Origin of the sequence: Klebsiella sp. 64 (assembly GCF_018223915.1) — a bacterium.
In the GTDB taxonomy this organism is placed as follows: domain Bacteria; phylum Pseudomonadota; class Gammaproteobacteria; order Enterobacterales; family Enterobacteriaceae; genus Klebsiella; species Klebsiella pneumoniae.
In genome coordinates, this window is record NZ_JAGRQZ010000018.1 from 1 (window position 1) to 25,779 (window position 25,779).

At 57.0% G+C, this 25,779-nt stretch carries 27 protein-coding genes; 17 read left to right on the plus strand and 10 right to left on the minus strand.

Annotation, left to right across the window (positions count from 1 at the left end):
* Window positions 1–324 precede the first annotated feature (324 nt).
* Window positions 325–1,623: an MFS transporter gene (locus KHQ23_RS13395; protein ID WP_004144368.1), complete on the plus strand. Its 1,299-nt coding sequence runs from the start codon at window positions 325–327 to the stop codon at window positions 1,621–1,623.
* Window positions 1,624–1,626: 3 nt separating this feature from the next.
* Here the strand turns inward: KHQ23_RS13395 and KHQ23_RS13400 are convergent, their stop codons facing one another.
* The 5 genes from KHQ23_RS13400 to trxC form a co-directional block, all read right to left on the minus strand.
* Window positions 1,627–1,950 carry a YfiM family lipoprotein gene (locus KHQ23_RS13400; RefSeq protein WP_002914095.1) on the minus strand — a complete coding sequence of 108 codons (324 nt, stop codon included), beginning with the start codon at window positions 1,948–1,950 and terminating at the stop codon, window positions 1,627–1,629.
* A gap of 41 nt (window positions 1,951–1,991) precedes the next feature.
* Complete coding sequence (gene pssA / locus KHQ23_RS13405) at window positions 1,992–3,347, minus strand: CDP-diacylglycerol--serine O-phosphatidyltransferase (protein ID WP_004180947.1); 1,356 nt, start codon at window positions 3,345–3,347, stop codon at window positions 1,992–1,994.
* Between the two features lie 120 nt (window positions 3,348–3,467).
* Complete coding sequence (pat, locus tag KHQ23_RS13410; protein ID WP_015958811.1) at window positions 3,468–6,119, minus strand: protein lysine acetyltransferase; 2,652 nt, start codon at window positions 6,117–6,119, stop codon at window positions 3,468–3,470.
* A gap of 34 nt (window positions 6,120–6,153) precedes the next feature.
* Window positions 6,154–6,852, minus strand: coding sequence for a tRNA-uridine aminocarboxypropyltransferase (gene tapT / locus KHQ23_RS13415; RefSeq protein WP_002914092.1), 699 nt, complete (start codon window positions 6,850–6,852; stop codon window positions 6,154–6,156).
* A 69-nt stretch (window positions 6,853–6,921) separates the two neighbouring features.
* The gene (gene trxC, locus KHQ23_RS13420; protein ID WP_032434918.1) at window positions 6,922–7,347 is read right to left on the minus strand and encodes a thioredoxin TrxC; all 426 of its coding nucleotides are present in this window, start codon (window positions 7,345–7,347) and stop codon (window positions 6,922–6,924) included.
* Window positions 7,348–7,550: 203 nt separating this feature from the next.
* On the opposite strand from trxC, the gene KHQ23_RS13425 reads away from it, so the two are divergent.
* Window positions 7,551–8,636: a tRNA/rRNA methyltransferase gene (locus KHQ23_RS13425; RefSeq protein WP_002914089.1), complete on the plus strand. Its 1,086-nt coding sequence runs from the start codon at window positions 7,551–7,553 to the stop codon at window positions 8,634–8,636.
* Between the two features lie 58 nt (window positions 8,637–8,694).
* Here the strand turns inward: KHQ23_RS13425 and ung are convergent, their stop codons facing one another.
* Complete coding sequence (gene ung, locus KHQ23_RS13430) at window positions 8,695–9,384, minus strand: uracil-DNA glycosylase (protein WP_002914088.1); 690 nt, start codon at window positions 9,382–9,384, stop codon at window positions 8,695–8,697.
* Window positions 9,385–9,696: 312 nt separating this feature from the next.
* Here ung and grcA point away from each other — a divergent pair, with 312 nt between their 5' ends.
* A complete protein-coding gene (gene grcA / locus KHQ23_RS13435) occupies window positions 9,697–10,080 on the plus strand; it encodes an autonomous glycyl radical cofactor GrcA (protein WP_002914084.1) in 384 nt (127 codons plus the stop codon).
* 45 nt (window positions 10,081–10,125) lie between these two features.
* Here grcA and srmB read toward each other — a convergent pair whose 3' ends face one another.
* On the minus strand, window positions 10,126–11,457 hold the full coding sequence (gene srmB / locus KHQ23_RS13440; protein ID WP_002914082.1) for an ATP-dependent RNA helicase SrmB: 1,332 nt from the start codon (window positions 11,455–11,457) through the stop codon (window positions 10,126–10,128).
* Between the two features lie 131 nt (window positions 11,458–11,588).
* Between srmB and KHQ23_RS13445 the strand changes: the two genes are divergently transcribed.
* Window positions 11,589–12,326, plus strand: coding sequence for a tRNA1(Val) (adenine(37)-N6)-methyltransferase (locus tag KHQ23_RS13445; RefSeq protein WP_002914079.1), 738 nt, complete (start codon window positions 11,589–11,591; stop codon window positions 12,324–12,326).
* Here the strand turns inward: KHQ23_RS13445 and nadB are convergent.
* Window positions 12,311–13,930, minus strand: a complete 1,620-nt coding sequence (gene nadB, locus KHQ23_RS13450; protein WP_004180927.1) for an L-aspartate oxidase — start codon at window positions 13,928–13,930, stop codon at window positions 12,311–12,313. The two genes, KHQ23_RS13445 and nadB, sit on opposite strands and share 16 nt — an antisense overlap.
* Window positions 13,931–14,258: 328 nt before the next feature.
* On the opposite strand from nadB, the gene rseD reads away from it, so the two are divergent.
* From rseD to acpS, 12 genes are all read left to right on the plus strand, one after another.
* Complete coding sequence (gene rseD / locus KHQ23_RS26625) at window positions 14,259–14,354, plus strand: rpoE leader peptide RseD (RefSeq protein WP_121980491.1); 96 nt, start codon at window positions 14,259–14,261, stop codon at window positions 14,352–14,354.
* The gene (gene rpoE, locus KHQ23_RS13460) at window positions 14,351–14,926 is read left to right on the plus strand and encodes an RNA polymerase sigma factor RpoE (RefSeq protein WP_002914074.1); all 576 of its coding nucleotides are present in this window, start codon (window positions 14,351–14,353) and stop codon (window positions 14,924–14,926) included. Before rseD ends, rpoE begins: the two co-directional genes overlap by 4 nt.
* Before the next feature lie 32 nt (window positions 14,927–14,958).
* Window positions 14,959–15,609: an anti-sigma-E factor RseA gene (gene rseA, locus KHQ23_RS13465; protein WP_002914072.1), complete on the plus strand. Its 651-nt coding sequence runs from the start codon at window positions 14,959–14,961 to the stop codon at window positions 15,607–15,609.
* Window positions 15,609–16,565: a sigma-E factor regulatory protein RseB gene (rseB, locus tag KHQ23_RS13470; protein WP_002914070.1), complete on the plus strand. Its 957-nt coding sequence runs from the start codon at window positions 15,609–15,611 to the stop codon at window positions 16,563–16,565. Before rseA ends, rseB begins: the two co-directional genes overlap by 1 nt.
* Window positions 16,562–17,041 (plus strand): SoxR-reducing system protein RseC, encoded by a 480-nt coding sequence (gene rseC / locus KHQ23_RS13475; protein ID WP_004144354.1) that lies wholly within the window; start codon window positions 16,562–16,564, stop codon window positions 17,039–17,041. Before rseB ends, rseC begins: the two co-directional genes overlap by 4 nt.
* Before the next feature lie 185 nt (window positions 17,042–17,226).
* Window positions 17,227–19,026 carry a translation elongation factor 4 gene (lepA, locus tag KHQ23_RS13480; protein ID WP_002914069.1) on the plus strand — a complete coding sequence of 600 codons (1,800 nt, stop codon included), beginning with the start codon at window positions 17,227–17,229 and terminating at the stop codon, window positions 19,024–19,026.
* A 15-nt stretch (window positions 19,027–19,041) separates the two neighbouring features.
* Window positions 19,042–20,016 (plus strand): signal peptidase I, encoded by a 975-nt coding sequence (gene lepB / locus KHQ23_RS13485; RefSeq protein ID WP_002914067.1) that lies wholly within the window; start codon window positions 19,042–19,044, stop codon window positions 20,014–20,016.
* A 249-nt stretch (window positions 20,017–20,265) separates the two neighbouring features.
* Window positions 20,266–20,946, plus strand: a complete 681-nt coding sequence (gene rnc, locus KHQ23_RS13490; protein ID WP_002914065.1) for a ribonuclease III — start codon at window positions 20,266–20,268, stop codon at window positions 20,944–20,946.
* Window positions 20,943–21,848: a GTPase Era gene (gene era, locus KHQ23_RS13495; protein WP_002914063.1), complete on the plus strand. Its 906-nt coding sequence runs from the start codon at window positions 20,943–20,945 to the stop codon at window positions 21,846–21,848. Before rnc ends, era begins: the two co-directional genes overlap by 4 nt.
* 11 nt (window positions 21,849–21,859) lie before the next feature.
* Window positions 21,860–22,597 carry a DNA repair protein RecO gene (gene recO, locus KHQ23_RS13500; RefSeq protein ID WP_002914062.1) on the plus strand — a complete coding sequence of 246 codons (738 nt, stop codon included), beginning with the start codon at window positions 21,860–21,862 and terminating at the stop codon, window positions 22,595–22,597.
* An 11-nt stretch (window positions 22,598–22,608) separates the two neighbouring features.
* Window positions 22,609–23,340: a pyridoxine 5'-phosphate synthase gene (gene pdxJ / locus KHQ23_RS13505; RefSeq protein WP_004888422.1), complete on the plus strand. Its 732-nt coding sequence runs from the start codon at window positions 22,609–22,611 to the stop codon at window positions 23,338–23,340.
* The gene (gene acpS / locus KHQ23_RS13510; RefSeq protein WP_004144351.1) at window positions 23,340–23,720 is read left to right on the plus strand and encodes a holo-ACP synthase; all 381 of its coding nucleotides are present in this window, start codon (window positions 23,340–23,342) and stop codon (window positions 23,718–23,720) included. Before pdxJ ends, acpS begins: the two co-directional genes overlap by 1 nt.
* Window positions 23,721–23,732: 12 nt before the next feature.
* Here acpS and KHQ23_RS13515 read toward each other — a convergent pair whose 3' ends face one another.
* Window positions 23,733–23,993, minus strand: a complete 261-nt coding sequence (locus tag KHQ23_RS13515; protein WP_004888420.1) for a YfhL family 4Fe-4S dicluster ferredoxin — start codon at window positions 23,991–23,993, stop codon at window positions 23,733–23,735.
* Between the two features lie 56 nt (window positions 23,994–24,049).
* Window positions 24,050–24,898, minus strand: a complete 849-nt coding sequence (locus tag KHQ23_RS13520) for a MurR/RpiR family transcriptional regulator (RefSeq protein ID WP_004144349.1) — start codon at window positions 24,896–24,898, stop codon at window positions 24,050–24,052.
* 213 nt (window positions 24,899–25,111) lie between these two features.
* Here KHQ23_RS13520 and yfhb point away from each other — a divergent pair, with 213 nt between their 5' ends.
* On the plus strand, window positions 25,112–25,747 hold the full coding sequence (yfhb, locus tag KHQ23_RS13525; protein ID WP_004180922.1) for a phosphatidylglycerophosphatase C: 636 nt from the start codon (window positions 25,112–25,114) through the stop codon (window positions 25,745–25,747).
* Window positions 25,748–25,779: the final 32 nt, after the last annotated feature.

Sequence of the window (25,779 nt, forward strand, 5' to 3'; positions counted from 1 at the left end):
CGCTGCGCTTACCGGGGCTACAAAACCGTACCCCGGACAAAGTGCGCAGCACCGCCTCCGGCGAAAATTACGCCATGTTCGCTCCATTATCTCCTTTCAACGCAAAATAAAACCCCGTCATGGCAATCCCTTCGCCATAATCCACTTTTTCCCTGCCCCTGCGCTGGCGATGATCGCGAAAACCGTGCTTGCGAAAAAAAATGTGAATCCAATCACATATAAAAATATAACAATTATATAACATTTAGTTTACTAATTAATTTGTCTGCGTGACGTGGTACGCCCGACAAGACAGATTGCAGTCTTTGCTGGAGCAATATAACAATGACAGAAAGTAGCATTACCGAACGGGGCGCGCCGGAACTGGCCGATACCCGTCGTCGTATTTGGGCAATTGTTGGCGCTTCCTCGGGGAATCTGGTTGAATGGTTTGATTTTTACGTTTACTCATTCTGCTCGCTCTATTTCGCGCACATCTTCTTTCCATCCGGAAATACCACCACCCAACTGCTGCAAACGGCAGGCGTATTTGCCGCCGGATTTCTGATGCGTCCTATCGGTGGATGGCTGTTTGGTCGGATCGCTGACCGCCGGGGACGTAAAACGTCCATGCTTATCTCGGTCTGCATGATGTGCTTTGGCTCACTGGTGATTGCCTGTCTGCCGGGTTATGCGGTGATCGGCACCTGGGCCCCGGCGCTGCTGCTGCTGGCGCGTCTGTTCCAGGGGCTGTCTGTTGGCGGAGAATACGGCACCAGTGCGACCTATATGAGTGAAGTCGCGGTGGAGGGAAAGAAAGGCTTCTATGCCTCCTTCCAGTACGTTACGCTGATTGGTGGTCAACTGCTGGCTGTATTAGTGGTTGTGGCGCTCCAGCAGGTGCTTAGCGATGAAGATCTCCATGCCTGGGGATGGCGTATTCCTTTTGCCCTCGGGGCGGTACTGGCTATCGTCGCGCTGTGGCTGCGTCGCCAGCTGGACGAAACCTCGAAGCAGGAGACCCGGGCGCTGAAAGAGGCTGGCTCATTTAAAGGGTTGTGGCGCAATCGCCGGGCCTTTGCGATGGTGTTAGGCTTTACCGCCGCCGGATCGCTGACCTTCTACACCTTCACCACCTATATGCAAAAGTATCTGGTCAACACGGCGGGCATGACGGCCAGCACCGCCAGCGTGATCATGACCGCGGCGCTGTTCGTTTATATGCTGGTTCAGCCGCTATTCGGCGCCTTCTCGGATAAAGTTGGCCGCCGGACCTCCATGCTGTGCTTTGGCGTGCTGGCGACGTTATTTACCGTGCCTATTCTCAGCGCCTTGCAAAAAGTGAGCTCACCCTATGCCGCCTTCGGCCTGGTGATCTGCGCCTTACTGATTGTCAGTTTCTATACCTCGATCAGCGGCATCCTGAAAGCAGAGATGTTCCCGGCTCAGGTTCGCGCGCTTGGGGTCGGGTTGTCCTATGCCGTCGCGAACGCATTGTTCGGCGGCTCTGCGGAGTACGTCGCGCTGTCGCTTAAGTCGGCAGGGATAGAGCACGCGTTCTACTGGTATGTGACGGTGATGGCCGCCATTGCCTTCCTTGTCTCCCTGATGTTGCATCGCAAAGGGAAGGGGTTGCGTCTGTAACGCTTACTGATGAGCCAACTGCCATACAGCGTAGCCGGTGGTCGCGCCGGCGACATCCCAGGCAAAATCCTTCCAGCTCCAGCCGCTCCCAGCCGGGCGGCTGTCCCAAAGCTCTTTTGAGGCGCCAAGGCTGACGGAAAACATCAGGCCGATAGCGGCGCTGCGGTCCCGGCTGTAACCCTGATGTTGCGCATATTCATTGCCAGCGGCAGAGAGCATCGCTGAGGCCAGAAAATGCTGGGCTTTGTCCTGACCGGACCATGCATCATTTGCCATGTGGCTGCAGCCGGTTAACAGCAGCGAAGCAATCACTATTATCGTACGCATAGCGCTTCCAGAAAAAAGCCCCGTCGAGGCGGGGCTGATAGTCAGAGAATACGGCTGATCAGCCGGTCAATGCGGATCCGCCGCAGGCGGCGGATCAGTTTTCGCACTTTCACCGGATAGTCGGCGATACTTTGCAGATCCCGATAATGTTTCACTACCGTGGTGTGGGTGCGGATGAGCTTCAGCTCTTTCTCCCGCATGGCCCCCAACTGCCGCTTTGGATCGTGGATCAGAATGGCGTTTTCCAGATCGAGCCGCCAGGCGCGCGGGTTCAGGTTGTTGCCAGTGAGCAGCATCCACTCATCGTCAACCCACATGCCTTTCAGGTGGTAGCTGTTATCATCATCCTTCCACAGGCGGACGATCAGCTGATCGGTATTGACATAATACTGCAGCCGGCTGAGGAAACGCCGCAGGTTGATCTCATACAGATAGGGAAGGGCGCCGATGATTTTAAACGGCTGATCTTCAGGAATGTAGAAATCGTTAGCCGTTTTATCGCCGACAATAATCTCCACCTGTTTTCCATCGCGCAGCAGCTGGATGATATTTCTTACCAGTACGGCAGGGAGGTTGAAGTAGGGGGTGCAGATCGTCAGCTTGTGTTCGGCACAGGGCATCAGGTGAAAGATGGTTTTATTCAGCAGGCTCGATTTACCCAGGCCTACCAGCGGGGTGACGGAGAGTTCTTCGTCACCAGCGGTGCCGACAAAATGGTAGCTGCGGTCGCGGAGCTCCTGACGGTACTGGCGAATGTCGTTTTTGATTTCCGGGCTTTTTGGCCGATCCGGTCTGTCGAGACGGTTAACGCCGCGCCCCTGAACCAGATTGTTGTCGACCCAGTCGAACATGATGTCCGCCATTTTGCCGTTACGGATGCACTGATAGCGATCATAGCGATACTTATCATGCTGATGCAGATAAACATCATTCAGGCTGGCGCCGCTGTAGAGGACGCAGTCATCAATAATAAAGCCTTTGAAATGGAGAACGCCGAGCGCCTCCCGAGTGTTAATCGGCACGCCGTAAACGGGGATATCTACCCCTGGATTTTCATTGGCCATCCGACAATACCAGTCGGCATTGGTATTAGAGGCGGCGGCGCCGATACGGCCACGCTGAGCGCGGTGCCAGTCCACCAGAACGCGGACATCCAGTTCCGGACGCTGGCGTTTGGCGTCATAAAGGGCCTGCAAAATTCCTTTTCCGCCATCATCTTGCTCCAGATAGAGCGCAATAATGCATATACGCTGAGTGGCGTGGGCAATCCGGGTCAGTAACGCTTCCCTGAATTCCGCAGGGGCGTAAAAGAACTCTACATCATCAACTGACTGAGAAAGCTTAGGGAGTTGGGCAAGGTGTTGTTGATGTTTATTACGCTTAAATTTTGACAACATCACAGTGCGTTTCTTCTCTGTTTATTGAAGGGTCTTCTGTACCATGCAGACGACGTAAGCGGGCAATAATACCATTACTACCCGCTAATGTGGTCAACAATTGCGGTCAGCGTCGCGCGATTATCCCTGATTCAGGGGCAGCGACAGGCTGACAATCCCATCTTCCAGCTGAATATCGACGGTGAATCCCAGCTTTCTGGCGAGGCCTATCATGCCTCGGTTATTTGGCATCGTAATACCATTAAGGCGCCGCAGGCCATGGCTTTGCGTATAGGCGATCAGCTTTTCCAGCAACCTTCGCCCCAGGCCTAACCCTTTTAAATCTGAACGGACCAGAACGGCAAACTCGGCGTCAATATTATCGGGATCGGAGATCGCCCGCGTCACGCCGAGGATCTCGCTCTTCTCTGCGCTGGTCCTGACGGCAACGAACGCCATTTCTCGATCGTAGTCGATCTGGGTCATATTGGCTAAGTCGTCATGGGTAAATTCGTTGATCTCACTAAAATAGCGATAATAGAGATCTTCTTTGGTGACCTGGGCGATAAATGCGAGCAACTGTGGCTCATCTTCCGGGAGGATCGGCCGGAACAGACAGCGATCGCCATTTTTCATCACCACCCACTCCTCCAGTTGGTGCGGATAGGGACGAATAGCGAGACGGCTTTCACTGTCGCCGCTGAAGGGAGCAAGCCCCAGGGTAACGTCCAGCGCCGTAAACTCGTTGCCGGAGGCGAGCAGGGGATGAATATCCAGGCGCTGGATCTCCGGGCAGTCGACGATCAGGTTCGAGACCTGAACCAGCAGCTGGCTTAAGCCAGCGATATCCAGCGGGCGCAAGGCGCTGCGGCCGCGGATCTTCTTATTTTTGATCGCCTGGATCACCAGATAACGCGCCAGGTTCATATTCAGCGGCGGCAGCGCCACGGCGGCCTGGTCCTCGGCCCGCCACTCCACGCCGCCCTCGCCCAGCATAATCAACGGGCCGAAGACGGGATCGTGCTCAACCACTACTCTTAGCTCCTGGGCGCCAGCGCGATTGGCCATGCTTTGCACCAGCAATCCATGGATGCGCGCCTGGGGCCAGGCCAGTTTGACGCGATCGATCATCGCATCTGCAGCCTGCTGCACCTCGGCGGCGGTACGCAAATAGAGCATGACCCCCTGTACTTCTGATTTGTGCGGGATATCCGGAGAACGCAGCTTCAGCGCAACCGGATAGCCTATCTGCTCAGCGATATGCACCGCTTCCGCGCTGTCAGCGGCAATCCAGGTTGGCAGCGTGTGGATGCCATAGGCCCGAAGCACCGGGCTGACCTCGTGAGTATCCAGCGTGGTGGCGCCGTCTTCTATCGCTTGCTGCAGCAGAGCATGCGCCTCGCTGGTATTGGCGGTTAAGGAGTCTGGTAGCACCGGCGTCTCGCGCAGTTGTTTCTGGTTGCGACGGTATTCCACCATATGCATAAAAGCGGTGATCGTGCCCTCCGGCGTACGGTAGGTAGGGAGGCCGGCATCGCTGAATAAACGTCGCGCTTCCTGAGAGGAAAATTCGCCGCACCAGTTGGTCAGTACGGTGACATATTTACCGCGCGGGTGATGCTTCAGAGCGTCAATCAGGGCCAGGGCACTCTCGGTGCCCGGCGCGGCGGCGCTGGGAGAGTGGATCACCAGCAGCGCGTCATAGTCCTGACTGTTGAGCAAAACATTCACCGCCCGCTGATAGTGTTCGCTACTGGCGTCATCGCGTAGATCCAGCGGGTTGGCGATCTCCACGCCAACCGGCAACGCCTGGCGCAGGGCGTCGCGCGTCTCCTCGCTGAGAGCCGCCAGCTTACCGTTTCGCAACCAAAGCTCATCCAGCGCCAGCGCCGCCGGCGCCGCACCGTTGCTGACGATCATCAGTTTTTCACCGCGCAGCGGGCGCATGTGGCTGAGCGTTTCCACCGCAGAGAACAGCTCATGGGTATCCTGCACCCGCAGCAGACCAGCGCGCTGAATGGCCGCATCCCATGCCGGGTCCATCCCGGAATTGGCGTGCAATAGCTTCTGCGCCGCCGGACTACGGCCGCTTTTAATCACCAGGATAGGTTTGTTTCGCGAAGCGCTGCGCGCGGCGGAGACAAAGCGGCGCGCGTCGCTGAGATGCTCGAGGTACAGCAAAATGGCGCTGGTCTTGCTGTCGCGGGCCAGAAAGTCCAGCAGGTCATCGACATCAATATCCAGGCTATCGCCCAGGGCGATGAAGTAGGAAAAACCCATCTCGCGCTGTTGCGCCCAGTCAAGGATAGTATTGGAGACGGCGGCCGACTGCGAGATAAAGGCCAGTTTACCGCGATGGATCGGCACCGGTGAAAAGCTGGCGTTCAGCCCTTGCCATGGGGCCAGCAGTCCGAGACTGTTGGGGCCGAGCAGACGCATCTGATAGCGCGCGGCGCATTCGAGCAGCGCCGGGTACTGTTCCGGCTGCGAAGAGAGGATGATGCAGGTCTTGCAGCCTTTTTGCCCTAAGGCTTCGAGCAATTCGAGATTACGCCTGGCGTTAGTACAGAGCACCGCCAGATCCGGGGTAAACGGCAGGCTCTCGATGGTAGGCCATGCCAGTACCCCAAGAACCGCCTTCCAGGCGGGGGTGACCGGCATCACCGGGCCATTGAAGCCGCCGGCTAACAGGTTGCGCATCATGAGATAGCCAGCGCGCTGCGGCTTCATTGATGCGCCAATAACGGCGATGGACTTTGGTCGCAGCAGCGCTTCCAGGCCTCGTTGGCTCATACCGGTCTCCTTTCATCCCAGTGACCGAATGATTTTAAACGTTTTCCACCTGGCCCGCTGTGATACTGCCCTTATGCTGGGTTTTTCCCGCCAGATAGCGGGTCCGGAAGCGGGTGAAGTGCTCGCCAAGCGCAGCGGCGGCCGGGGCATCGCCCGCCAGATCCAGCAGGGCGATGGCCACTTCCGCGGTACAATATTGTCCGTCGGCGTGCGCCTCGCGCAGATGGTAGGCAGAGATGCGCGACAGATCGACGGAGATAATCGGCAGCGCGTCGAGATAAGGACTCTTACGGAACATTTTGCGCGCTTCGGTCCAGGTGCCGTCGAGCATGATAAACAGCGGCGGTTTACCGGACGGCGGCGCGCTCAGGACCTGGCGATCCGGCCCGGCATAGGAGGCCGGAAATACGACCATGGGCTGATAATCAGGATGGGCGACCAGATCGAGCAGCGCCTGCGGCGGTTCGGTACGCGACCACTGAAACGCTTCGGTATCTGGCAGAATATCGGCGATGAGCCGGCCAGTGTTGCTGGGCTTCATCGGTTCCGTATCAAACATCACCAGGCAGAAGCGGCTGGCGGCCTGCGCTGAGGTTAACGTGGCGCACAGGCACTGCTTGAGCGGCAGCAGACAGCGCTGGCAGCGGCGGATGCGATTGCCGCGCGCAAGGAAAGGGCGGGTAGCTCGCGCGAGACGTTCGGCGCGCAGGCGAAGGACAGCGTTATCAGTCATGGGAGTCGCTAGTGAAAAACGCTATTGTCGCAGAGGTGAAAACGGGGCACAAGCGGTGCCCCGGAAGGGTTATTGTTGGCCGGCTTCGTTAAGCCAGCTATCGAATGGCGCTTTTGGCACTGCGCCATTGAGCATGTCGATCACTTCGCCATTTTTGAACATCATAATGGTCGGGATGCTGCGGATACGAAACCGGGCGCTAAGCTCACGTTCCGCTTCGGTGTTGACTTTCACAAAACGCATCTTCCCGCTACGCTCTTCCGCGACGTCTTCAAAGATCGGCCCGAAGCTACGGCAGGGTCCGCACCATGGCGCCCAGAAATCGACAACGACCGGCAGATCGTCCTTCAAGAGTTTATCCAGCGTTGCCCCGGTCGCGTTGATGACGTCGCCGTCAAAAAGATCGTGACCGCAGCGTCCGCACTTTGCGCCATCCGCGCTACGATCGTCCGGGAGGCGGTTCAGAGCCTGACAACTGGCACAAACGGTATTCATAACTAACCTCTGGTTATGGGTTGCAACGTGGCACTTGGCCGATATGTTTCTGTGATGTTACATATTATCGATGAAGTGTTATTTGAGGACAATGCGTTTTGTTCGATGAGTGCAATAGAGGCCGGCTTTTAAACGAAATCATGGCGAAGCGATGGCACATCGGGTAATCTGCGCGCTTCGCGCAGCGCAGGTGGAGAAAATTGATGAGCGACGAACTGAAAAATAAAAGCGGCAAGGTCAAAGTGATGTATGTCCGCAGTGATGATGATTCTGACAAACGCACCCATAACCCACGTACCGGGAAAGGGGGAGGTCGTCCAGGAAAATCTCGTGTTGACGGCCGCAGCCGCCCTGCGCGTGACGAACGAAACAGCCGCGGCGACGATCGCAAACGTGACGACCGTAAGCGTGACGATCGCAAACGCGATGATTTTCATCGCGACGATGCGTCTCCGTGGCGTACCGTTTCCCGCGCTCCTGGCGATGAGACGCCGGTAAAAGAAGATCACGGCGGGATCAGCGGGAAGAGCTTTATCGATCCGGAAGTGCTGCGTCGTCAGCGTGCGGAAGAGACCCGCGTATATGGCGAAAACGCCTGCCAGGCGCTGTTCCAGAGCCGTCCGGAAGCTATCGTTCGCGCCTGGTTTATTCAGAGCGTGACGCCGCGCTTTAAAGAGGCGCTGCGCTGGATGGCGGCCAACCGTAAGGCCTATCACGTGGTGGACGAAGCCGAGCTGGCGAAAGCCTCCGGCACCGAGCACCACGGCGGCGTCTGCTTCCTGATCAAAAAACGCCACGGCACTTCTGTTGCTCAATGGGTCGCGAAGGCCGGGGAAGAAGATTGCGTTCTGGCGCTGGAAGATGTGGGTAACCCACATAATCTCGGGGCGATCATGCGCAGCTGCGCGCACTTTGGCGTGAAGGGCGTGGTGGTTCAGGATGCTGGCGTGCTGGAGTCCGGGGCGGCGATCCGTACGGCGGAGGGCGGTGCGGAGCATGTTGAACCGATCACTGGCGACAGCTTTATCGATACCCTCGATCAGTTCCGCAAAGCGGGCTACGCGATTGTCTCAACGTCCAGCCATAATGGTACCCCGCTGTTTAAAGCCGAGCTGCCGAAGAAAATGGTGCTGGCGTTAGGCCAGGAACGTGATGGTCTGTCCGATGCGGCGATTTCCAGCGCCGATCTCAGCGTTGCCATCGACGGTACCGGCAACGTTGAAAGCCTGAACGTCTCTGTGGCGACCGGCGTCCTGCTGGCGGAATGGTGGCGTCAGAACAAGGCGTGATTCGCCTGCCTGAATGCAAAAAAGCCAGCTGATGCTGGCTTTTTTTTATGGCTGTCAATCACTCGCTTTCAGCGGGAAGGACCGGCATCCAGTCGATCGGCGTTTCGCCGCGGTCAACCAGCCACTGGTTGGTCTGTACGAAATGGTTGCAGCCAAAGAAGCCGCGATGCGCAGAGAGCGGTGATGGATGCGGCGCCTTCAGCACGCAGTGGCGCTGACGATCGATAATCGCGCCTTTCTTCTGCGCATGGGAGCCCCACAGCAGAAAAACTACTCCCTCGCAATGCTCATTGATTAAAGCGATAACCTTATCGGTAAAGGTCTCCCAGCCCAGACTGGCGTGCGAGTGCGCCTGTCCGGCGCGGACGGTCAGGACCGTATTCAGCAGCAGCACGCCCTGTCGTGCCCAGCTTTCGAGATAACCGTGGGTGGGGCGGGTAAAGCCGGGGATCGTGGCCTCCAGCTCTTTATACATATTCAGCAACGAAGGCGGGATCGCGACGCCCGGACGAACTGAGAACGCCAGACCATGGGCCTGACCCGGGCCGTGATAGGGGTCCTGGCCGAGAATGACGACTTTGACATCGCCCAGTTCAGTAAAGCGAAACGCATTGAAGACGTCTTTTTGCGGTGGATAGATGGTAATCCCCGACTGGCGCTCTTCGGCGACGGTCTTCAGAGTATTGAGAAAATAGGGTTGTTGCTTTTCATCCGCCAGCACGTCATGCCAGGTTAAAGGGGTGGTCATCTTGCTCTCCTGCAAAAGGGTCATCGCTATAGCTTAACGGCTTCTTTCTATAGAACAAAATCGGCACGGCTTGATACCAGCTTTTATGCAAAAAAAATTGAAAATTTACAAAATTATTTATAGCTCACAATGGCGTAACTTGATGTAAAACAATAAAAACCTCCTATACCCACGTTGGGTGAGTGGTTTTTATTGATTTATATCAAGGAATGCCGAGGGGGCGGCTGATATATATACACTCATACAACAATGGTTTTACCAATTGGCCGCGAAGAGGCCAAAATCGAATAAACACTGCCTGGGAGGCATCAAATGATTACTGGTATCCAAATTACTAAAGCGGCAAACGACGACCTGCTCAACTCTTTCTGGCTGCTGGATAGCGAAAAAGGCGAAGCGCGCTGCCTGTGCGCCAAAGGTGGTTTTGCGGAAGATGATGTGGTTGCGGTAAGTAAACTGGGTGAAATCGAATACCGTGAAATCCCGGTGGACGTGAAACCGGAAGTGCGCGTCGAAGGCGGTCAGCACCTGAACGTTAACGTGCTGCGTCGCGAAACCCTGCTGGACGCGGTTGAGCATCCGGAAAAATATCCGCAGCTGACCATTCGTGTTTCCGGCTACGCGGTACGCTTCAACTCTCTGACGCCGGAACAGCAGCGCGACGTTATCGCCCGTACCTTTACCGAAAGCCTGTAAGGCTAACGCCAGATGTGAAAACGCCGGGATATCCCGGCGTTTTTTTTACTCATCGCTGGACGCTGATGGCGTCCCGGCCGCGCTTGGCTTCCGGCGCTTACCGATATTTTTCGTATCGCGGTGGCGCTTCTTCACCCGCGGTTTCTCTTTTTCATCTTTTTTCTTCTGCGCACGCTTCGCCAGCACTTTCTTCGATGGCTTACCCGTCAGCTTCTCGCTCGGCGCACGGGTCGTCGGGCGCAGTTCATCGATAACTCTGGCTTTCAACGGCTCTTCAATATAGCGACCAATCTTACCCAGCAGCAGGTGGTCATGAGCCTCGACCAGAGAAATGGCGGTCCCTTTTTTACCGGCGCGGCCGGTACGACCGATACGGTGCAGGTAGGTATCCGCGGTACGCGGCATATCGAAGTTAAAGACGTGGCTGACGTCCGGAATATCGATACCGCGGGCAGCGACGTCGGTGGCGATCAGCACGTTGACGCGGCCGTCGGTCAGGCGCTTGATAGCTTCGTTTCGCTTGGCCTGCACCATCTCGCCTTCCAGCCAGCAGGTGTTAATCCCGGCCTCACGCAGCCAGTTAGCCAGCTCATGCACGCGCTCACGCTTACGCACAAACACGATAGCGCGGGTGGCTTCCGGCTGTTGCAACAGATTCACCAGCAGTTTGGTTTTATGTTCGATATCGTCGGCGCGGTAGTACCACTGATGGATTTTCTTACGCTCGCGGGTTGACGGATTGGCGGAAACTTCAACCGGCTCCTCCAGCAGACGCTCAGCGAAGTCTTTGATCGCATCGCCTTCCAGCGTCGCGGAGAACAGCATAGTCTGCTTGCGCCAGCGAGTTTCACCGGCGATGGTTTCGATATCCTGGGCAAAACCCATATCCAGCATGCGGTCGGCTTCATCGAGGATTAGGGTCTCGACGGCGCGGCAGTCGAAATTCTCTTCTTTAATATATTGCAGCAGGCGACCGGTGGTGGCGACTACGATGTCCTGGTTTTCGCTGAACACTTCCGCGTGGTTCATGTACGCCACGCCGCCGGTAATGGTAGCGATGTCCAGATGGGTATGCTTCGCCAGCTCGCGGGCGTGGTCGGCTACCTGCATCGCCAGCTCACGGGTCGGCGTCAGGATAAGAATGCGCGGCGGGCCGGATTTCTTACGCGGGAAATCGAGCAGGTGCTGCAACGCTGGCAGCAGATACGCCGCCGTTTTACCGGTGCCGGTCGGCGCTGAACCGAGAATGTCACGGCCATCGAGCGCAGGCGGAATAGCGGCGGCCTGAATGGCTGTCGGGCGAGTGAAACCTTTATCCTGGAGGGCTTCCAGCAGGTTTTCGTCGAGTTCAAGTTCGGAAAAAGTCGTTACAGTCATGTTCTACCTCTGAGTGGGCCGCCGATTATAGACGTTACTGACGTAATGTTCATCTGTTTGTAAGGCTATCTGTTCTCCGGTATTGTGCATAGCCTTAGGTTCAGGAGTTTTTGTCGGCAAGGTTATTGAGGATGTCTCAGTCGAAGTTTGCGCTGCCGCGCAATGGTTTTACCTTCAAACGGTTCTTTGTCGCTCACGATCGCTGCGCCATGAAGGTGGGTACCGACGGCATTTTGCTGGGCGCCTGGGCGCCGATTGCCGGAGTGAAGCATGTGCTGGATATTGGCGCGGGCAGCGGCTTGCTGGCGCTGATGCTCGCGCAGCGTACCGGAGATGATGTGCATGTCGAGGCGGTAGAACTGGACGAAGAGGCCGCCGCTCAGGCGCGGGAAAACGCCCTCGCGTCGCCGTGGGCTTCGCGGATTGAGGTCTGGCAGGCCGATATTCATCAGTGGCAGCCGTCGCAAACTCGACGCTATGAACTGATAATCAGTAATCCGCCCTTTTTTGCCGAAGGCGTGCCATGCGCGACCTCGCAGCGAGAGCAGGCGCGGTACACCACTACGCTCGATCACGCCTCCCTGCTGACCTGTGCCGCAGAGCATATTACCGAAGAAGGTTTTTTTTGCGTGGTGTTGCCGGTGGATATTGGTAATGCGTTCATCGAACGGGCAAGGGCGATGGGCTGGCATCTGCGACTGCGTACTGACGTGGCGGAGACCGAGCTGCGACCGCCGCATCGGGTGCTGCTGGCTTTCTCCCCGACGGCAGGGGAGTGTTTCAGCGACAGGCTGGCGATCCGCGGGCCAGAGCAGCAATATTCGGAAGGCTTTACCGCTCTGACCGAGGACTTTTATCTCTTTATGTGAGCCAGGGGCGAGAGTATCGACGGGCCGCTGTCAGGCAGCGGCTGCGGATAGTCGAGGGTATAATGCAGACCGCGGCTCTCCTTACGCAACATCGCGCAGCGTACGATAAGCTCCGCCACCTGCACCAGATTGCGCAGTTCCAGCAAATTATTCGAGACGCGGAAGCGGGCGTAATACTCATCCAGCTCCTGCTGGAGCATGGTAATGCGCCGCAGGGCGCGCTCCAGCCTGCGGGTGGTGCGCACAATCCCCACGTAATCCCACATCAGCAGGCGCAGTTCGTGCCAGTTGTGCTGGATAACCACCAGTTCATCCGGGATCTCCACCTGACTTTCATCCCATGCTGGCAGCGTGGCGACCTTCTGGGCGAGCGGCAGGCGCCGGGCAATATCCTCCGCGGCGGACCAGCCATAGACCAGGCACTCCAGCAACGAGTTCGACGCCATACGATTCGCGCCGTGCAGCCCGGTGTAGCTAACTTCGCCGATGGCGTATAAACCATCGACGTCGGTGCGGCCATTATCATCCACCATCACGCCGCCGCAGGTGTAATGCGCGGCGGGGACGACCGGCACCGGCTCTTTGGTTAAATCAATTCCCAGGCCGAGCAGCTTTTCATAAATCATCGGGAAATGCTGGCGAACAAACGCCTCGGGTTTATGGCTGATATCAAGGAACATACAGTCTACGCCCAGGCGCTTCATTTCATGGTCGATGGCGCGGGCGACGATATCGCGCGGGGCCAGCTCGCCGCGCTCGTCAAAGTCCGGCATAAAGCGGGTGCCATCCGGGCGTTTAAGGTGGGCGCCTTCGCCGCGCAGCGCTTCAGTAAGCAGGAAATTACGCGCCTGGGGGTGATATAGCGCGGTGGGGTGGAACTGGTTAAACTCCAGATTCGCCACCCGACATCCCGCCCGCCAGGCCATCGCAATCCCGTCTCCGGAAGAGACGTCGGGGTTAGTGGTATATTGATAAACCTTCGCGGCCCCGCCGGTAGCGAGTACTACGGCTTTCGCGCTGCAGGTTTCCACCCGCTCTTTATTACGATTCCAGATCCATGCCCCGACCACCCGGCGGGTGCCCGGCAGGCCAATCTTATCCGATACGATTAAATCGACGGCATTGCTGCGCTCAAGGATGCGGATATTAGGATGGGCAAGCGCTTTATCGACCAGCGTCGTCTCTACCGCTTTGCCGGTGGCGTCGGCGGCGTGAAGAATGCGCCGATGGCTGTGCCCCCCTTCGCGCGTGAGATGATAGCTCTCTTCGCCATTGGCCTGGACCTGGGTGTCAAACAGCACTCCCTGATCGATAAGCCACTGGACGCATGATCGGGCGTTGCTGGCGACGAAGGTGACCGCATGACGATCGCAGAGCCCCGCGCCGGCGATGAGGGTATCTTCGACATGGGATTCAATACTGTCCGTCTCATCGAAGACGGCGGCAATCCCACCCTGGGCGTAGAACGTCGAACCTTCGCTGATCGGCCCTTTACTCAGCACGGTCACCGAACTGTGCTCAGCCAGGCGCAGGGCAAGGGAAAGACCGGCAGCGCCGCTGCCGATAATCAACACATCACAAGAGAAGTCAGGAGTGGTATTCATTGTCTTTGTTTAATTTACTAAACACATTTAGCTCACAATAGCACCGGTCCGTGAGGAATCGTACAATTTTTTTGTCTGCTGTTGTGACGGCTAAACAAAAGGCGAACGGAAACGGCGTCTTGCGCGCTGAAAATGAGACGCGGGGAAGGTTGATGGCATTGGATTTTATAGTGAAATAAACGGCGTGTTACGATACCCTTCAGACGGGCCTGCGCTTTTTCTTATTGACTTACCTATCGTTTAGCAACCTGGGCATATAATGATTGATAACGATCTGCCGCCGTTGCCAGACAAAAAACAAAAAGCGTAACGGAACTTTATTGTTTTCATGCACTCCAACAGTCAGCTTGCTCATAATGCAGATTTTGGGTGGTGTTTTGAAGACGCATGGGAATTGGGTTTGGGGAGACATTACCTCGGATGAGCGAGCAGTTAACGGATCAGGTCCTTGTTGAACGGGTCCAGAAAGGAGATCAGAAAGCGTTTAATTTGCTGGTAGTGCGCTATCAGCATAAGGTCGCGAGCCTGGTTTCCCGCTATGTACCGCCGGGCGATATCGCTGACGTTGTTCAGGAATCGTTCGTTAAGGCATGGCGTGCGCTGGACTCTTTCCGGGGAGATAGCGCTTTTTACACCTGGTTATACCGTATCGCCGTCAACACGGCGAAGAATTATCTGGTTGCTCAGGGGCGCCGTCCGCCGTCCAGCGATGTTGACGCCAACGAGGCGGAAAACTTCGAAAGCGGCGGGGCGTTGAAAGAAATTTCGAACCCTGAGAACTTAATGTTGTCAGAAGAACTGAGACAAATAGTTTTTCGTACCATTGAATCGCTCCCGGAAGATTTACGCATGGCAATTACGTTACGGGAGCTGGATGGCCTGAGCTATGAAGAGATAGCCGCTATCATGGATTGTCCGGTTGGGACGGTGCGTTCGCGTATCTTCCGGGCGCGAGAAGCTATTGATAATAAAGTTCAACCGCTTATCAGGCGTTGACGATAGCGGAATACTGGAAAAGGGTATCAGGCATGCAGAAAGAAAAACTTTCGGCTTTAATGGATGGTGAAACGCTGGATAACGAACTGCTCAACGAGCTGAGTCGTTCTTCTGAGATGCAAAAAACCTGGGAGAGTTATCACCTTATCCGCGATACGCTGCGTGGCGATACCGCTGAGGTGCTGCAATTTGATATCTCCGCCCGGGTGATGGCCGCCATTGAAAATGAGCCCGTTCGTCAGACGGCGCCGCTTATTCCTGAATCTCAGCCCGCGCCGCATCAGTGGCGGCAGATGCCGTTCTGGAACAAGGTGCGTCCATGGGCCAGCTCCCTGACTCAAATGGGCGTTGCCGCCTGTGTATCGCTTGCGGTTATCGTCGGCGTCCAGCACTATAATGGTCAGTCTGATTCCGCTCAGCAGCCAGAAGCGCCGGTGTTCAATACGCTGCCCATGATGGGTAAAGCAAGCCCGGTAAGTCTTGGCGTGCCGGCTGACGCGTCAGCGGGAAGCGGCCAGCAGGCGCAGGTCCAGGAACAGCGCCGCCGAATTAACGCCATGCTGCAGGACTACGAACTGCAGCGCCGCCTGCACGCTGAGCAGCTTCAGTTTGGCCAGGCCCAGACTCAGCAGGCCGCAGTCCAGGTACCGGGCTATCAAACTTTAGGAACACAATCGCAGTAATGAAGCAACTTTGGTGTGCCATGTCGCTCATGGCAGGCAGCCTGTTGTTCTCTGTCAACGCCTCGGCTGATACATCGTCCGGGGCGTTGTTGCAGCAGATGAACCTGGCCAGCCAGTCTCTCAATTATGAGCTGTCTTTTGTTAGCATCAGCAAACAAGGCGTTGAGTCGCTGCGCTATCGTCACGCGCGACTGAACAACCAACCGCTGGCGCAGTTGCTGCAGCTGGACGGTCCGCGCCGGGAAGTGGTCCTGCGCGGCACGGAAATCAGCTATTTTGAACCCGGTCTCGATCCGTTCACCCTGAACGGCGACTATATCGTCGATTCGCTGCCATCGCTGGTATATAGCGATTTCAAACGCCTCTCCGCGGCGTATGATTTTATCTCCGTGGGCCGTACCCGTATCGCTGACCGCCTCTGCGACGTGATCCGCGTCGTGGCTCGCGACGGCACGCGCTACAGCTTTATCGCCTGGCTGGATGCTGAAACCAAGCTGCCGCTGCGCGTCGATTTGCTCGACCGCGACGGGGAAACGCTGGAGCAGTTCCGGGTCGTCTCCTTCAACGTTGGCGATAACGTCAGCGCCAGCATGGAGACGCTGGCAAAAGCGAATTTGCCGCCGCAGCTGTCGGTGCCTGAAGGAGGCGACAAAGCCAACTTCAACTGGGCGCCGACGTGGCTCCCGCAAGGCGTGACTGAGGTTTCCAGCAGCCAGCGCCGTCTTCCCACCTTTGACGGTCCGGTAGAATCACGTCTCTATTCCGACGGCTTGTTCAGCTTCTCGATCAATATCAACCGCGCCACGGCGGCCAGCAGCGACCAGCTGTTGCGCACCGGCCGACGCACCGTCAGCACGACGGTGCGCGATAACGCGGAGATAACCGTAGTGGGTGAGCTGCCGCCGCAGACGGCGAAGCGTATCTCTGACAGTATTAAATTCAAGGCAGTACAATGATTAAAGAGTGGGCTACCGTGGTTTCCTGGCATAACGGCGTGGCGCAGGTGCACTGCGACGTTAAAGCCTCCTGCAGCAGCTGCGCCTCCCGTGCCGGCTGTGGTAGCCGGGTGCTAAACAAGCTGGGGCCGCAGACCAGCCATACCATTAGCGTGCCCTGCGAGCAGCCGTTGGCCGCGGGGCAAAAAGTGGAGCTGGGGATCGCTGAAAGCAGCCTGCTGGGCTCAGCGATGCTGGTGTATATGGCGCCGCTGGCGGGGCTGTTTGTAATGGCGTCTATTTTTCAGGTGCTGTTTGCCAGCGATATTGCGTCACTTTGCGGCGCGCTGCTGGGCGGCGTCGGCGGCTTCCTGGTGGCGCGCGGTCTGTCGCCGCGACTGGCGGCACGTCAGTCCTGGCAGCCGGTGATTTTGAACGTCGCACTGCCGCCGGATCTGCTGCGTGTTGATACGCCTTCCTCCGACATGGGCCAGTGATTTCACTGGCCCTTATCTTTATTTACCTTTCCTGTTACAACGCCACAATTTCTGCGGGTATGCTGGATCTAACAGCATTTCCTGGTTTCGCGGATGTAGTGTAGAATGCGGCGTTTTCGGATTAAAAAACGTCAGGCACAGTACAGCGGCCTCATGATACTCGTAAGGCATAATTAACTCTAAATATGAAGAATATACGTAACTTTTCGATCATCGCTCACATCGACCACGGTAAGTCGACGCTGTCTGACCGTATCATCCAGATTTGCGGTGGCCTTTCTGATCGTGAAATGGAAGCCCAGGTTCTGGACTCCATGGATCTTGAGCGCGAACGCGGGATCACCATCAAGGCGCAGAGCGTCACCCTGGACTATAAGGCCAGCGACGGTGAGACCTACCAGCTGAACTTTATCGACACCCCGGGCCACGTGGACTTCTCTTATGAAGTTTCCCGTTCTCTTGCCGCGTGCGAAGGCGCGCTGCTGGTGGTAGACGCCGGGCAGGGGGTAGAAGCCCAGACCCTGGCCAACTGCTACACCGCCATGGAGATGGATCTCGAAGTGGTTCCGGTACTCAACAAGATCGACCTGCCTGCGGCCGACCCTGAGCGCGTAGCGGACGAGATTGAAGATATCGTCGGGATCGACGCCCACGACGCGGTGCGCTGCTCAGCGAAAACCGGCGTCGGCGTGACCGACGTGCTGGAGCGTCTGGTGCGCGATATCCCACCGCCGGAAGGCGATCCGGACGCGCCGCTGCAGGCGCTGATTATCGACTCCTGGTTCGATAACTACCTCGGCGTGGTGTCGCTGGTGCGGATTAAAAACGGCACCATGCGCAAGGGCGACAAGATCAAGGTCATGAGCACCGGCCAGGTCTATAACGCTGATCGTCTGGGCATCTTCACCCCGAAACAGGTTGACCGTACCGAGCTGAAATGCGGCGAGGTAGGCTGGCTGGTCTGCGCGATCAAAGACATCCTCGGCGCGCCGGTGGGCGATACCCTGACCGCCGCCCGCAACCCGGCAGACAAAGCGCTGCCTGGCTTTAAGAAGGTGAAACCGCAGGTGTATGCCGGCCTGTTCCCGGTGAGCTCCGATGATTATGAAGCTTTCCGCGACGCGCTGGGCAAACTGAGCCTTAACGATGCCTCTCTGTTCTACGAGCCGGAAAGCTCTACCGCGCTGGGCTTCGGCTTCCGCTGCGGCTTCCTCGGCCTGCTGCACATGGAGATCATTCAGGAGCGTCTGGAGCGTGAATACGATCTCGACCTGATCACCACCGCGCCAACGGTAGTCTACGAAGTAGAGACCACCTCCAAAGAAGTTATCTACGTCGACAGCCCGTCCAAGCTGCCGCCGCTGAATAATATTCAGGAGCTGCGCGAGCCGATCGCCGAGTGTCACATGCTGCTGCCGCAGGAGTTCCTCGGCAACGTGATTACCTTGTGTGTCGAGAAGCGTGGGGTGCAGACCAACATGGTTTACCACGGTAAACAGGTGGCGCTGACCTATGAAATTCCGATGGCGGAAGTGGTTCTCGACTTCTTCGACCGCCTGAAGTCCACCTCCCGCGGCTATGCGTCGCTGGACTACAACTTCAAACGCTTCCAGGCGTCGAACATGGTTCGCGTCGATGTGCTGATCAACGGTGAACGCGTCGATGCGCTGGCGCTGATCACCCACAACGATAACGCGCCGTATCGCGGCCGCGAGCTGGTGGAAAAGATGAAAGATCTGATTCCGCGTCAGCAGTTCGATATCGCGATTCAGGCGGCCATCGGTAACCACATTATCGCGCGCTCTACGGTGAAACAGCTGCGTAAAAACGTCCTGGCGAAATGCTACGGCGGCGACGTCAGCCGTAAGAAAAAGCTGCTGCAGAAGCAGAAAGAAGGTAAGAAGCGTATGAAGCAGGTCGGTAACGTTGAGCTGCCGCAGGAAGCGTTCCTCGCCATTCTGCACGTTGGTAAAGACGGCAAATAACCCTAAGGAGTTGGCATGGCGAACATGTTTGCCCTGATCCTGGTGATTGCAACCCTGGTGACGGGCGTTTTATGGTGCCTGGACAAGTTCATTTTTGCACCGAAACGTCGTGAACGTCAGGCCGCTGCTCAGGCAGCGACCGGCGAGCAACTGGACAAGAAGACGCTGAAGAAAGTCGGCCCGAAACCGGGCTGGCTGGAAACCGGCGCATCGGTTTTCCCGGTGCTGGCGATCGTTCTGGTGGTACGTTCATTTATTTATGAGCCTTTCCAGATCCCTTCAGGTTCGATGATGCCAACGCTGCTCATCGGCGATTTTATTCTGGTGGAGAAATTTGCCTACGGCATTAAAGATCCTATCTACCAGAAAACGCTGATCGAGACCGGCCATCCGAAGCGCGGCGACATCGTGGTATTTAAATATCCGGAAGACCCGCGTCTGGACTACATTAAGCGCGCGGTGGGGTTACCGGGTGATAAGGTCACCTACGATCCGGTTGCCAAACAGGTCACTATTCAGCCGGGCTGCAGTTCCGGACAGGCCTGCGGCAACGCGCTGCCGGTGACCTATTCCAACGTGGAGCCGAGCGATTTTGTTCAGACCTTCTCCCGCAGCAACGGCGGCGAAGCGAGCAGCGGTTTCTGGCAGTTGCCGAAGGGCGAAACCAAAGCCGACGGCATTCGTCTTACCGAGCGTCAGGAGACATTGGGCGACGTGACGCACCGAATTCTGATGGTGCCGATTGCCCAGGATCAGGTTGGGATGTACTACCATCAGTCCGGTCTGCCGCTGGCCACCTGGATTGTGCCGCCCGGTCAGTACTTCATGATGGGCGACAACCGGGATAACAGCGCCGACAGCCGGTACTGGGGCTTTGTGCCGGAAGCCAACCTGGTCGGAAAAGCAACCGCTATCTGGATGAGTTTTGAAAAGCAGGAAGGTGAATGGCCGACCGGCGTGCGGTTATCGCGCATTGGTGGAATTCATTAATTTCCTCTGCTGAATTCACGTCGCTGCTGTTATCGCAGCGGCGTGAATTATTTAGTATTTAAATCCATTCAAACTAACGACATCCCGTGTCGTTGCGTATAGAATATCCCCCCGAAGTTTTTGGTTGTCGCTCTGCCGGGTGACACTGCACACGAAAGCGTATTGGTCTGTTTCAAATTACTGTTTGAAGCGAATGCTCAGGTCGGTTTCGTGTGCTGCATCTTTGACGCATTCATTTATTGGTAACGCATGAACCCCATCGTAATTAATCGGCTTCAACGAAAGCTGGGCTACACTTTTCATCATCAGGAGCTGTTGCAACAGGCATTAACTCACCGCAGTGCCAGCAGCAAACATAATGAGCGCCTGGAATTTTTAGGTGACTCCATTTTAAGTTTCGTGATCGCGAATGCGCTGTATCATCGCTTTCCTCGTGTCGATGAAGGCGATATGAGCCGTATGCGCGCGACGCTGGTGCGTGGCAACACGCTGGCGGAGATCGCCCGCGAGTTTGAGCTGGGCGAGTGTCTGCGCCTCGGGCCGGGAGAGCTGAAAAGCGGCGGTTTCCGTCGCGAATCGATTCTCGCGGATACCGTTGAAGCGTTAATTGGCGGGGTTTTCCTCGACAGTGATATTCAGAACGTTGAACGCTTAATCCTCTCCTGGTACCAGACCCGTCTGGACGAAATCAGTCCGGGCGATAAGCAAAAGGATCCGAAGACGCGTCTGCAGGAGTATCTGCAGGGACGTCATCTGCCGCTGCCGTCTTACCTGGTGGTCCAGGTTCGCGGCGAAGCGCACGATCAGGAATTTACTATCCACTGCCAGGTCAGTGGCCTGAGTGAACCGGTGGTTGGCACAGGTTCCAGCCGTCGTAAGGCGGAGCAGGCTGCCGCCGAACAGGCGCTGAAAAAGCTGGAGCTGGAATGAGCGAAGAAAAAAGTTATTGTGGGTTTGTCGCCATCGTGGGTCGTCCAAACGTTGGCAAATCCACGCTGTTGAATAAGCTGCTTGGGCAGAAGATCTCGATCACCTCCCGTAAAGCGCAGACCACCCGTCACCGCATCGTCGGTATCCATACCGAAGGGCCGTATCAGGCGATTTACGTTGATACTCCGGGCCTGCATATGGAAGAGAAGCGTGCCATTAACCGCTTAATGAACAAAGCGGCCAGCAGTTCGATTGGCGACGTGGAACTGGTCATCTTCGTGGTGGAAGGCACTCGCTGGACGCAGGACGACGAGATGGTGCTCAACAAGCTGCGCGACGCGAAAGCGCCGGTGATCCTCGCGGTCAACAAGGTGGATAACGTGCAGGAAAAAGCGGATCTGTTACCGCACCTGCAGTTCCTCGCCAGCCAGATGAATTTCCTCGATATCGTACCGATCTCAGCGGAAACCGGCACCAACGTTGATACCATCGCGGCGATCGTGCGTAAGCATCTGCCGGAAGCGATCCATCACTTCCCGGAAGATTATATTACCGATCGCTCACAACGCTTTATGGCCTCCGAAATCATCCGTGAAAAACTGATGCGTTTCCTCGGCGCTGAGCTGCCGTACTCCGTCACCGTGGAAATCGAACGTTTCGTCAGCAACGAGCGCGGCGGTTACGATATCAACGGCCTGATCCTCGTCGAGCGCGAAGGGCAGAAAAAGATGGTGATTGGCAACAAAGGCGCCAAAATTAAAACCATCGGTATCGAAGCGCGTAAGGACATGCAGGAGATGTTTGAAGCGCCGGTGCACCTCGAGCTGTGGGTGAAAGTGAAATCCGGCTGGGCCGATGACGAGCGCGCCCTGCGCAGTCTCGGTTACGTTGACGACCTCTGAGTTAACGCAACGTGGATGGATGGCAGCGCGCCTTTGTCCTGCATAGCCGTCCGTGGAGCGAAACCAGCCTGATGCTGGACGTCTTCACGGAAGAATCCGGTCGTGTGCGCCTGGTTGCCAAGGGCGCACGCTCCAAACGCTCTAATCTCAAAGGCGCTTTACAGCCCTTTACCCCCTTGCTGGTTCGCTTCGGCGGTCGCGGCGAAGTCAAAACCCTGCGCAGCGCGGAAGCCGTTTCGCTGGCGCTGCCGCTCAGCGGCATCACCCTCTACAGCGGTCTCTACGTTAACGAGCTTATCTCCCGCGTGCTGGAGCACGAAACACGCTTCTCCGAACTCTTTTTCGACTACCTGCACTGCATTCAGGCGCTCGCCGGGGCCAGCGGCTCGCCGGAGCCCGCGCTGCGGCGTTTTGAGCTGGCGCTGCTCGGGCACCTGGGGTATGGCGTGGATTTTCTCCACTGCGCCGGGAGCGGCGAGCCGGTAGACGACACCATGACCTACCGCTATCGTGAAGAAAAAGGCTTTATTGCCAGCCTGGTGATTGATAACAACACGTTTACCGGGCACCATTTGAAAGCATTGGCGAGTCGCGAGTTTCCTGATGTTGATACGCTGCGCGCCGCGAAGCGCTTTACCCGTATCGCCCTGAAGCCCTATCTCGGCGGCAAACCGCTCAAGAGCCGGGAGTTGTTTCGCCAGTTTATGCCCGCGCGAAAGGCGCGAGCCGATAATACGAATAATGATTAACGAGGATTGTCATGGCTGAATTATTGTTAGGGGTCAATATTGACCATATCGCGACCTTGCGTAACGCCCGCGGCACCGCTTACCCGGATCCGGTTCAGGCGGCTTTCATTGCCGAACAGGCCGGCGCCGACGGCATTACCGTGCATCTGCGCGAAGACCGTCGCCATATTACCGATCGCGATGTGCGTATCCTGCGCCAGACGCTGCACACCCGCATGAATCTTGAAATGGCGGTCACCGAAGAGATGCTGACGATCGCCTGCGAAACCAAACCGCACTTCTGCTGCCTGGTGCCGGAGAAGCGTCAGGAAGTGACCACCGAAGGCGGGCTGGACGTCGCCGGCCAGCGCGACAAGATGCGCGATGCCTGTCAACGCCTGGCGGATGCCGGCATCCTGGTCTCCCTGTTTATCGATGCGGATGAAGCGCAGATCAAAGCGGCGGCGGACGTTGGCGCGCCCTATATCGAAATCCACACCGGCTGCTATGCCGATGCCAAAACCGACGCCGAGCAGGCCAGGGAGCTGGAACGTATTGCCAAAGCGGCCACCTACGCCGCCAGCCTCGGCCTGAAGGTGAATGCCGGCCACGGTCTGACCTACCACAACGTGAAAGCGATTGCTGCGCTGCCGGAAATGCATGAGCTGAATATCGGTCACGCGATTATTGGCCGTGCGGTGATGAGCGGCCTGAAAGAGGCGGTGGCGGAAATGAAGTGTCTGATGCTGGAAGCGCGCGGCTAATGGCCATTCTCGGGTTGGGTACCGACATCGTCGAGATCGCCCGCATCGAAGCGGTGATCGCCCGCAGCGGCGATCGCCTTGCCCGCCGGGTGCTGAGCGACCATGAATGGAGCATCTGGGAGCAGCACCAGCAGCCGGTGCGTTTCCTGGCGAAACGCTTTGCGGTCAAGGAAGCGGCGGCGAAAGCGCTGGGAACCGGGATCCGTAACGGGCTGGCGTTTAACCAGTTCGAGGTTTACAACGACGAGCTGGGCAAGCCGAAGCTGCGGCTATGGGGTGAAGCAAACCTTTTAGCTGAACGCATGGGAGTAAGCGCTATTCACGTTACTCTCGCTGATGAACGCCACTACGCCTGCGCCACGGTGATTGTCGAAAGCTAGCCAGGAGGGCGGTTAAATTTTATCCGCGTGGTGCATCAGCACGAATTTATCCCACAGCTGTTCTTCACTCTCGACGTGTGCCGGATCTTTCAGGATCGTATTCGGGATCGGGCACACTTTCTGGCAGGTTGGCGTGTCGTAATGACCCACGCACTCGGTGCAGCGGTCGCTGTTAATCTCATAAATGCTCTCACCCATCGAAATGGCCTCATTCGGGCACTCCGGCTCGCACATATCGCAGTTGATGCATTTTTTGGTAATTAACAGCGCCATCAGGAAAGTCTCAGAAACAACACAAACAGGGCGGGCATTATACGCCCATTTTCTGCTCAGACCAGCTTTTTCACCAGCGCTTCGCTATGGCGAATGCGCTCCGGCGCCCGCTCCAGATCCTGCTGCACCAGCCCCATAAACAGCAGATCGGTGAGCATCATTTGCGCGCTGGTGGAGGAGATGGCCGCGCTGCGCGTCGCCTGTTCTTCGGCGATAGTATACAGGCAGTGGGTCGCCTGCTGTTGCAGGGCGTTCGGGCTAAACCCGGTGATCGCCAGGATCTTACAGCCGACGCGCAGCGCTTCACCGGCCGCCATATTGATCTCCCGGCGCTCGCCGGAGTAAGAGATCGCCAGCAGAAGATCGTCGCTGGACATGGCCTGCACCGTCGCCAGCAGGGCATGCATATCCTGCTCAGAAACAGCGTTGATGCCGATCTTCATCAGCTTCCAGCTAAAGTTACGCGCCACCAGGCCGGAGGCGCCAATCCCGGTGACGATCACTCGCCGGGCGTTGCGCAGCAGCGTGACGGCTTCCCGTAGCGTCTCTTCAGTGTTGACGTCCAGCGAGGCATGCATGGCGGCGACATTGTCTTTAATGAGTTTCTCGCCGACCAGACGCAGCGGATCGTCACCGCGAATGTGGTTATGCACCGGGACGGAGTGCGGATCCGGGCTACTCGCCAGCGCTTCACTAAGGGCCAGCTTCAGCGCCGGAAAGCCTTTGAATCCCAGCTTCTGGGCAAATTTAACCACGCTGGACTGACTCACACCGGCTTCCGCTGCCAGCTGCTGCGAGCTGAGGTGCCGGGTCTCATCGGGCTGGCTCAGAATATAATCGGCCAACTTTTTGTCGCTCGCCGCCAGGGTGGGATAGCGCTGACGAATACGCGTTAAACAGTTCATTGGAGCTCCGCTGGAGCCGTCCGGCTCGTGACTGACAGAATTTTTATTCGATTATAAGGGGTATACCATGAATTAAAAATTCTTAAGCCACAATTTTTCCTTCGCCTGCTACTTTAATTCTTTCTTAACGGCAGGGGATGTTTTCCCTCGACATGGCGTCAGGCTGTTAAGCTTACCCTAACGAGAAGCGAGTTCTGAGATAAAGGAGGCAGTTTGCAGCACACTGAACGGAGAGTGGTGTTTTTCGATCTGGACGGAACCTTACACCAACAGGATATGTTCGGCAGTTTTCTGCGCTATCTGCTGCGCCATTTGCCGCTGAACCTGTTGCTGGTGGTGGCGATGGGGCCGGTGATCCTTGCCGGACTGGCAGTGAGCGGACGGGCGGCGCGCTGGCCGATGAGCCTCCTGCTGTGGGCGACAACCTTTGGCCGCCGCGAGGCGGTGCTGAAGCGGCTGGAAGCGGAGTTTGTCGGCTGGTTTCGCCATCATGTGACGGCGTTTCCGGTAGTTCATGCGCGGCTTACCGCCTACCTGACCAGCACCGATGCCGACGTCTGGTTGATCACCGGCTCGCCGCAGTCGCTGGTGGAGCAGGTCTATCGCGATACCCTCTGGTTGCCGCGGGTGAATCTGATAGCCAGCCGCACCGCGCGCCGCTGGGGCGGCTGGGTATTGACCCTGCGCTGCCTGGGGCATGAAAAGGTGGTACAGCTGGAGAAAAAGATTGGCGCCCCGCTGCGGCTGTATAGCGGCTATAGCGATAGTGAGCAGGATAATCCATTGCTCGGCTTTTGCCAGCATCGCTGGCGGGTAACCCCTCAGGGAGAGCTTCAGCAGCTGGAGTAATAGTGTGTAATTGATAGCGCCCATGTATAATG

Bases quoted from the DNA above. Each gene is read 5' to 3' on its own strand.
- lepA (WP_002914069.1), top strand. From the start codon at position 17,227: ATGAAGAATATACGTAACTTTTCGATCATCGCTCACATCGACCACGGT.
- era (WP_002914063.1), top strand. From the start codon at position 20,943: ATGAGCGAAGAAAAAAGTTATTGTGGGTTTGTCGCCATCGTGGGTCGT.
- nadB (WP_004180927.1), bottom strand. From the start codon at position 13,930: ATGAATACCACTCCTGACTTCTCTTGTGATGTGTTGATTATCGGCAGC.
- rnc (WP_002914065.1), top strand. From the start codon at position 20,266: ATGAACCCCATCGTAATTAATCGGCTTCAACGAAAGCTGGGCTACACT.
- KHQ23_RS13515 (WP_004888420.1), bottom strand. From the start codon at position 23,993: ATGGCGCTGTTAATTACCAAAAAATGCATCAACTGCGATATGTGCGAG.
- pdxJ (WP_004888422.1), top strand. From the start codon at position 22,609: ATGGCTGAATTATTGTTAGGGGTCAATATTGACCATATCGCGACCTTG.
- grcA (WP_002914084.1), top strand. From the start codon at position 9,697: ATGATTACTGGTATCCAAATTACTAAAGCGGCAAACGACGACCTGCTC.
- rpoE (WP_002914074.1), top strand. From the start codon at position 14,351: ATGAGCGAGCAGTTAACGGATCAGGTCCTTGTTGAACGGGTCCAGAAA.
- rseC (WP_004144354.1), top strand. From the start codon at position 16,562: ATGATTAAAGAGTGGGCTACCGTGGTTTCCTGGCATAACGGCGTGGCG.
- KHQ23_RS13425 (WP_002914089.1), top strand. From the start codon at position 7,551: ATGAGCGACGAACTGAAAAATAAAAGCGGCAAGGTCAAAGTGATGTAT.
- rseA (WP_002914072.1), top strand. From the start codon at position 14,959: ATGCAGAAAGAAAAACTTTCGGCTTTAATGGATGGTGAAACGCTGGAT.
- KHQ23_RS13400 (WP_002914095.1), bottom strand. From the start codon at position 1,950: ATGCGTACGATAATAGTGATTGCTTCGCTGCTGTTAACCGGCTGCAGC.
- rseB (WP_002914070.1), top strand. From the start codon at position 15,609: ATGAAGCAACTTTGGTGTGCCATGTCGCTCATGGCAGGCAGCCTGTTG.
- ung (WP_002914088.1), bottom strand. From the start codon at position 9,384: ATGACCACCCCTTTAACCTGGCATGACGTGCTGGCGGATGAAAAGCAA.
- trxC (WP_032434918.1), bottom strand. From the start codon at position 7,347: ATGAATACCGTTTGTGCCAGTTGTCAGGCTCTGAACCGCCTCCCGGAC.
- acpS (WP_004144351.1), top strand. From the start codon at position 23,340: ATGGCCATTCTCGGGTTGGGTACCGACATCGTCGAGATCGCCCGCATC.
- KHQ23_RS13520 (WP_004144349.1), bottom strand. From the start codon at position 24,898: ATGAACTGTTTAACGCGTATTCGTCAGCGCTATCCCACCCTGGCGGCG.
- srmB (WP_002914082.1), bottom strand. From the start codon at position 11,457: ATGACTGTAACGACTTTTTCCGAACTTGAACTCGACGAAAACCTGCTG.
- pssA (WP_004180947.1), bottom strand. From the start codon at position 3,347: ATGTTGTCAAAATTTAAGCGTAATAAACATCAACAACACCTTGCCCAA.
- pat (WP_015958811.1), bottom strand. From the start codon at position 6,119: ATGAGCCAACGAGGCCTGGAAGCGCTGCTGCGACCAAAGTCCATCGCC.
- KHQ23_RS13395 (WP_004144368.1), top strand. From the start codon at position 325: ATGACAGAAAGTAGCATTACCGAACGGGGCGCGCCGGAACTGGCCGAT.
- lepB (WP_002914067.1), top strand. From the start codon at position 19,042: ATGGCGAACATGTTTGCCCTGATCCTGGTGATTGCAACCCTGGTGACG.
- rseD (WP_121980491.1), top strand. From the start codon at position 14,259: ATGCACTCCAACAGTCAGCTTGCTCATAATGCAGATTTTGGGTGGTGT.
- KHQ23_RS13445 (WP_002914079.1), top strand. From the start codon at position 11,589: ATGTCTCAGTCGAAGTTTGCGCTGCCGCGCAATGGTTTTACCTTCAAA.
- tapT (WP_002914092.1), bottom strand. From the start codon at position 6,852: ATGACTGATAACGCTGTCCTTCGCCTGCGCGCCGAACGTCTCGCGCGA.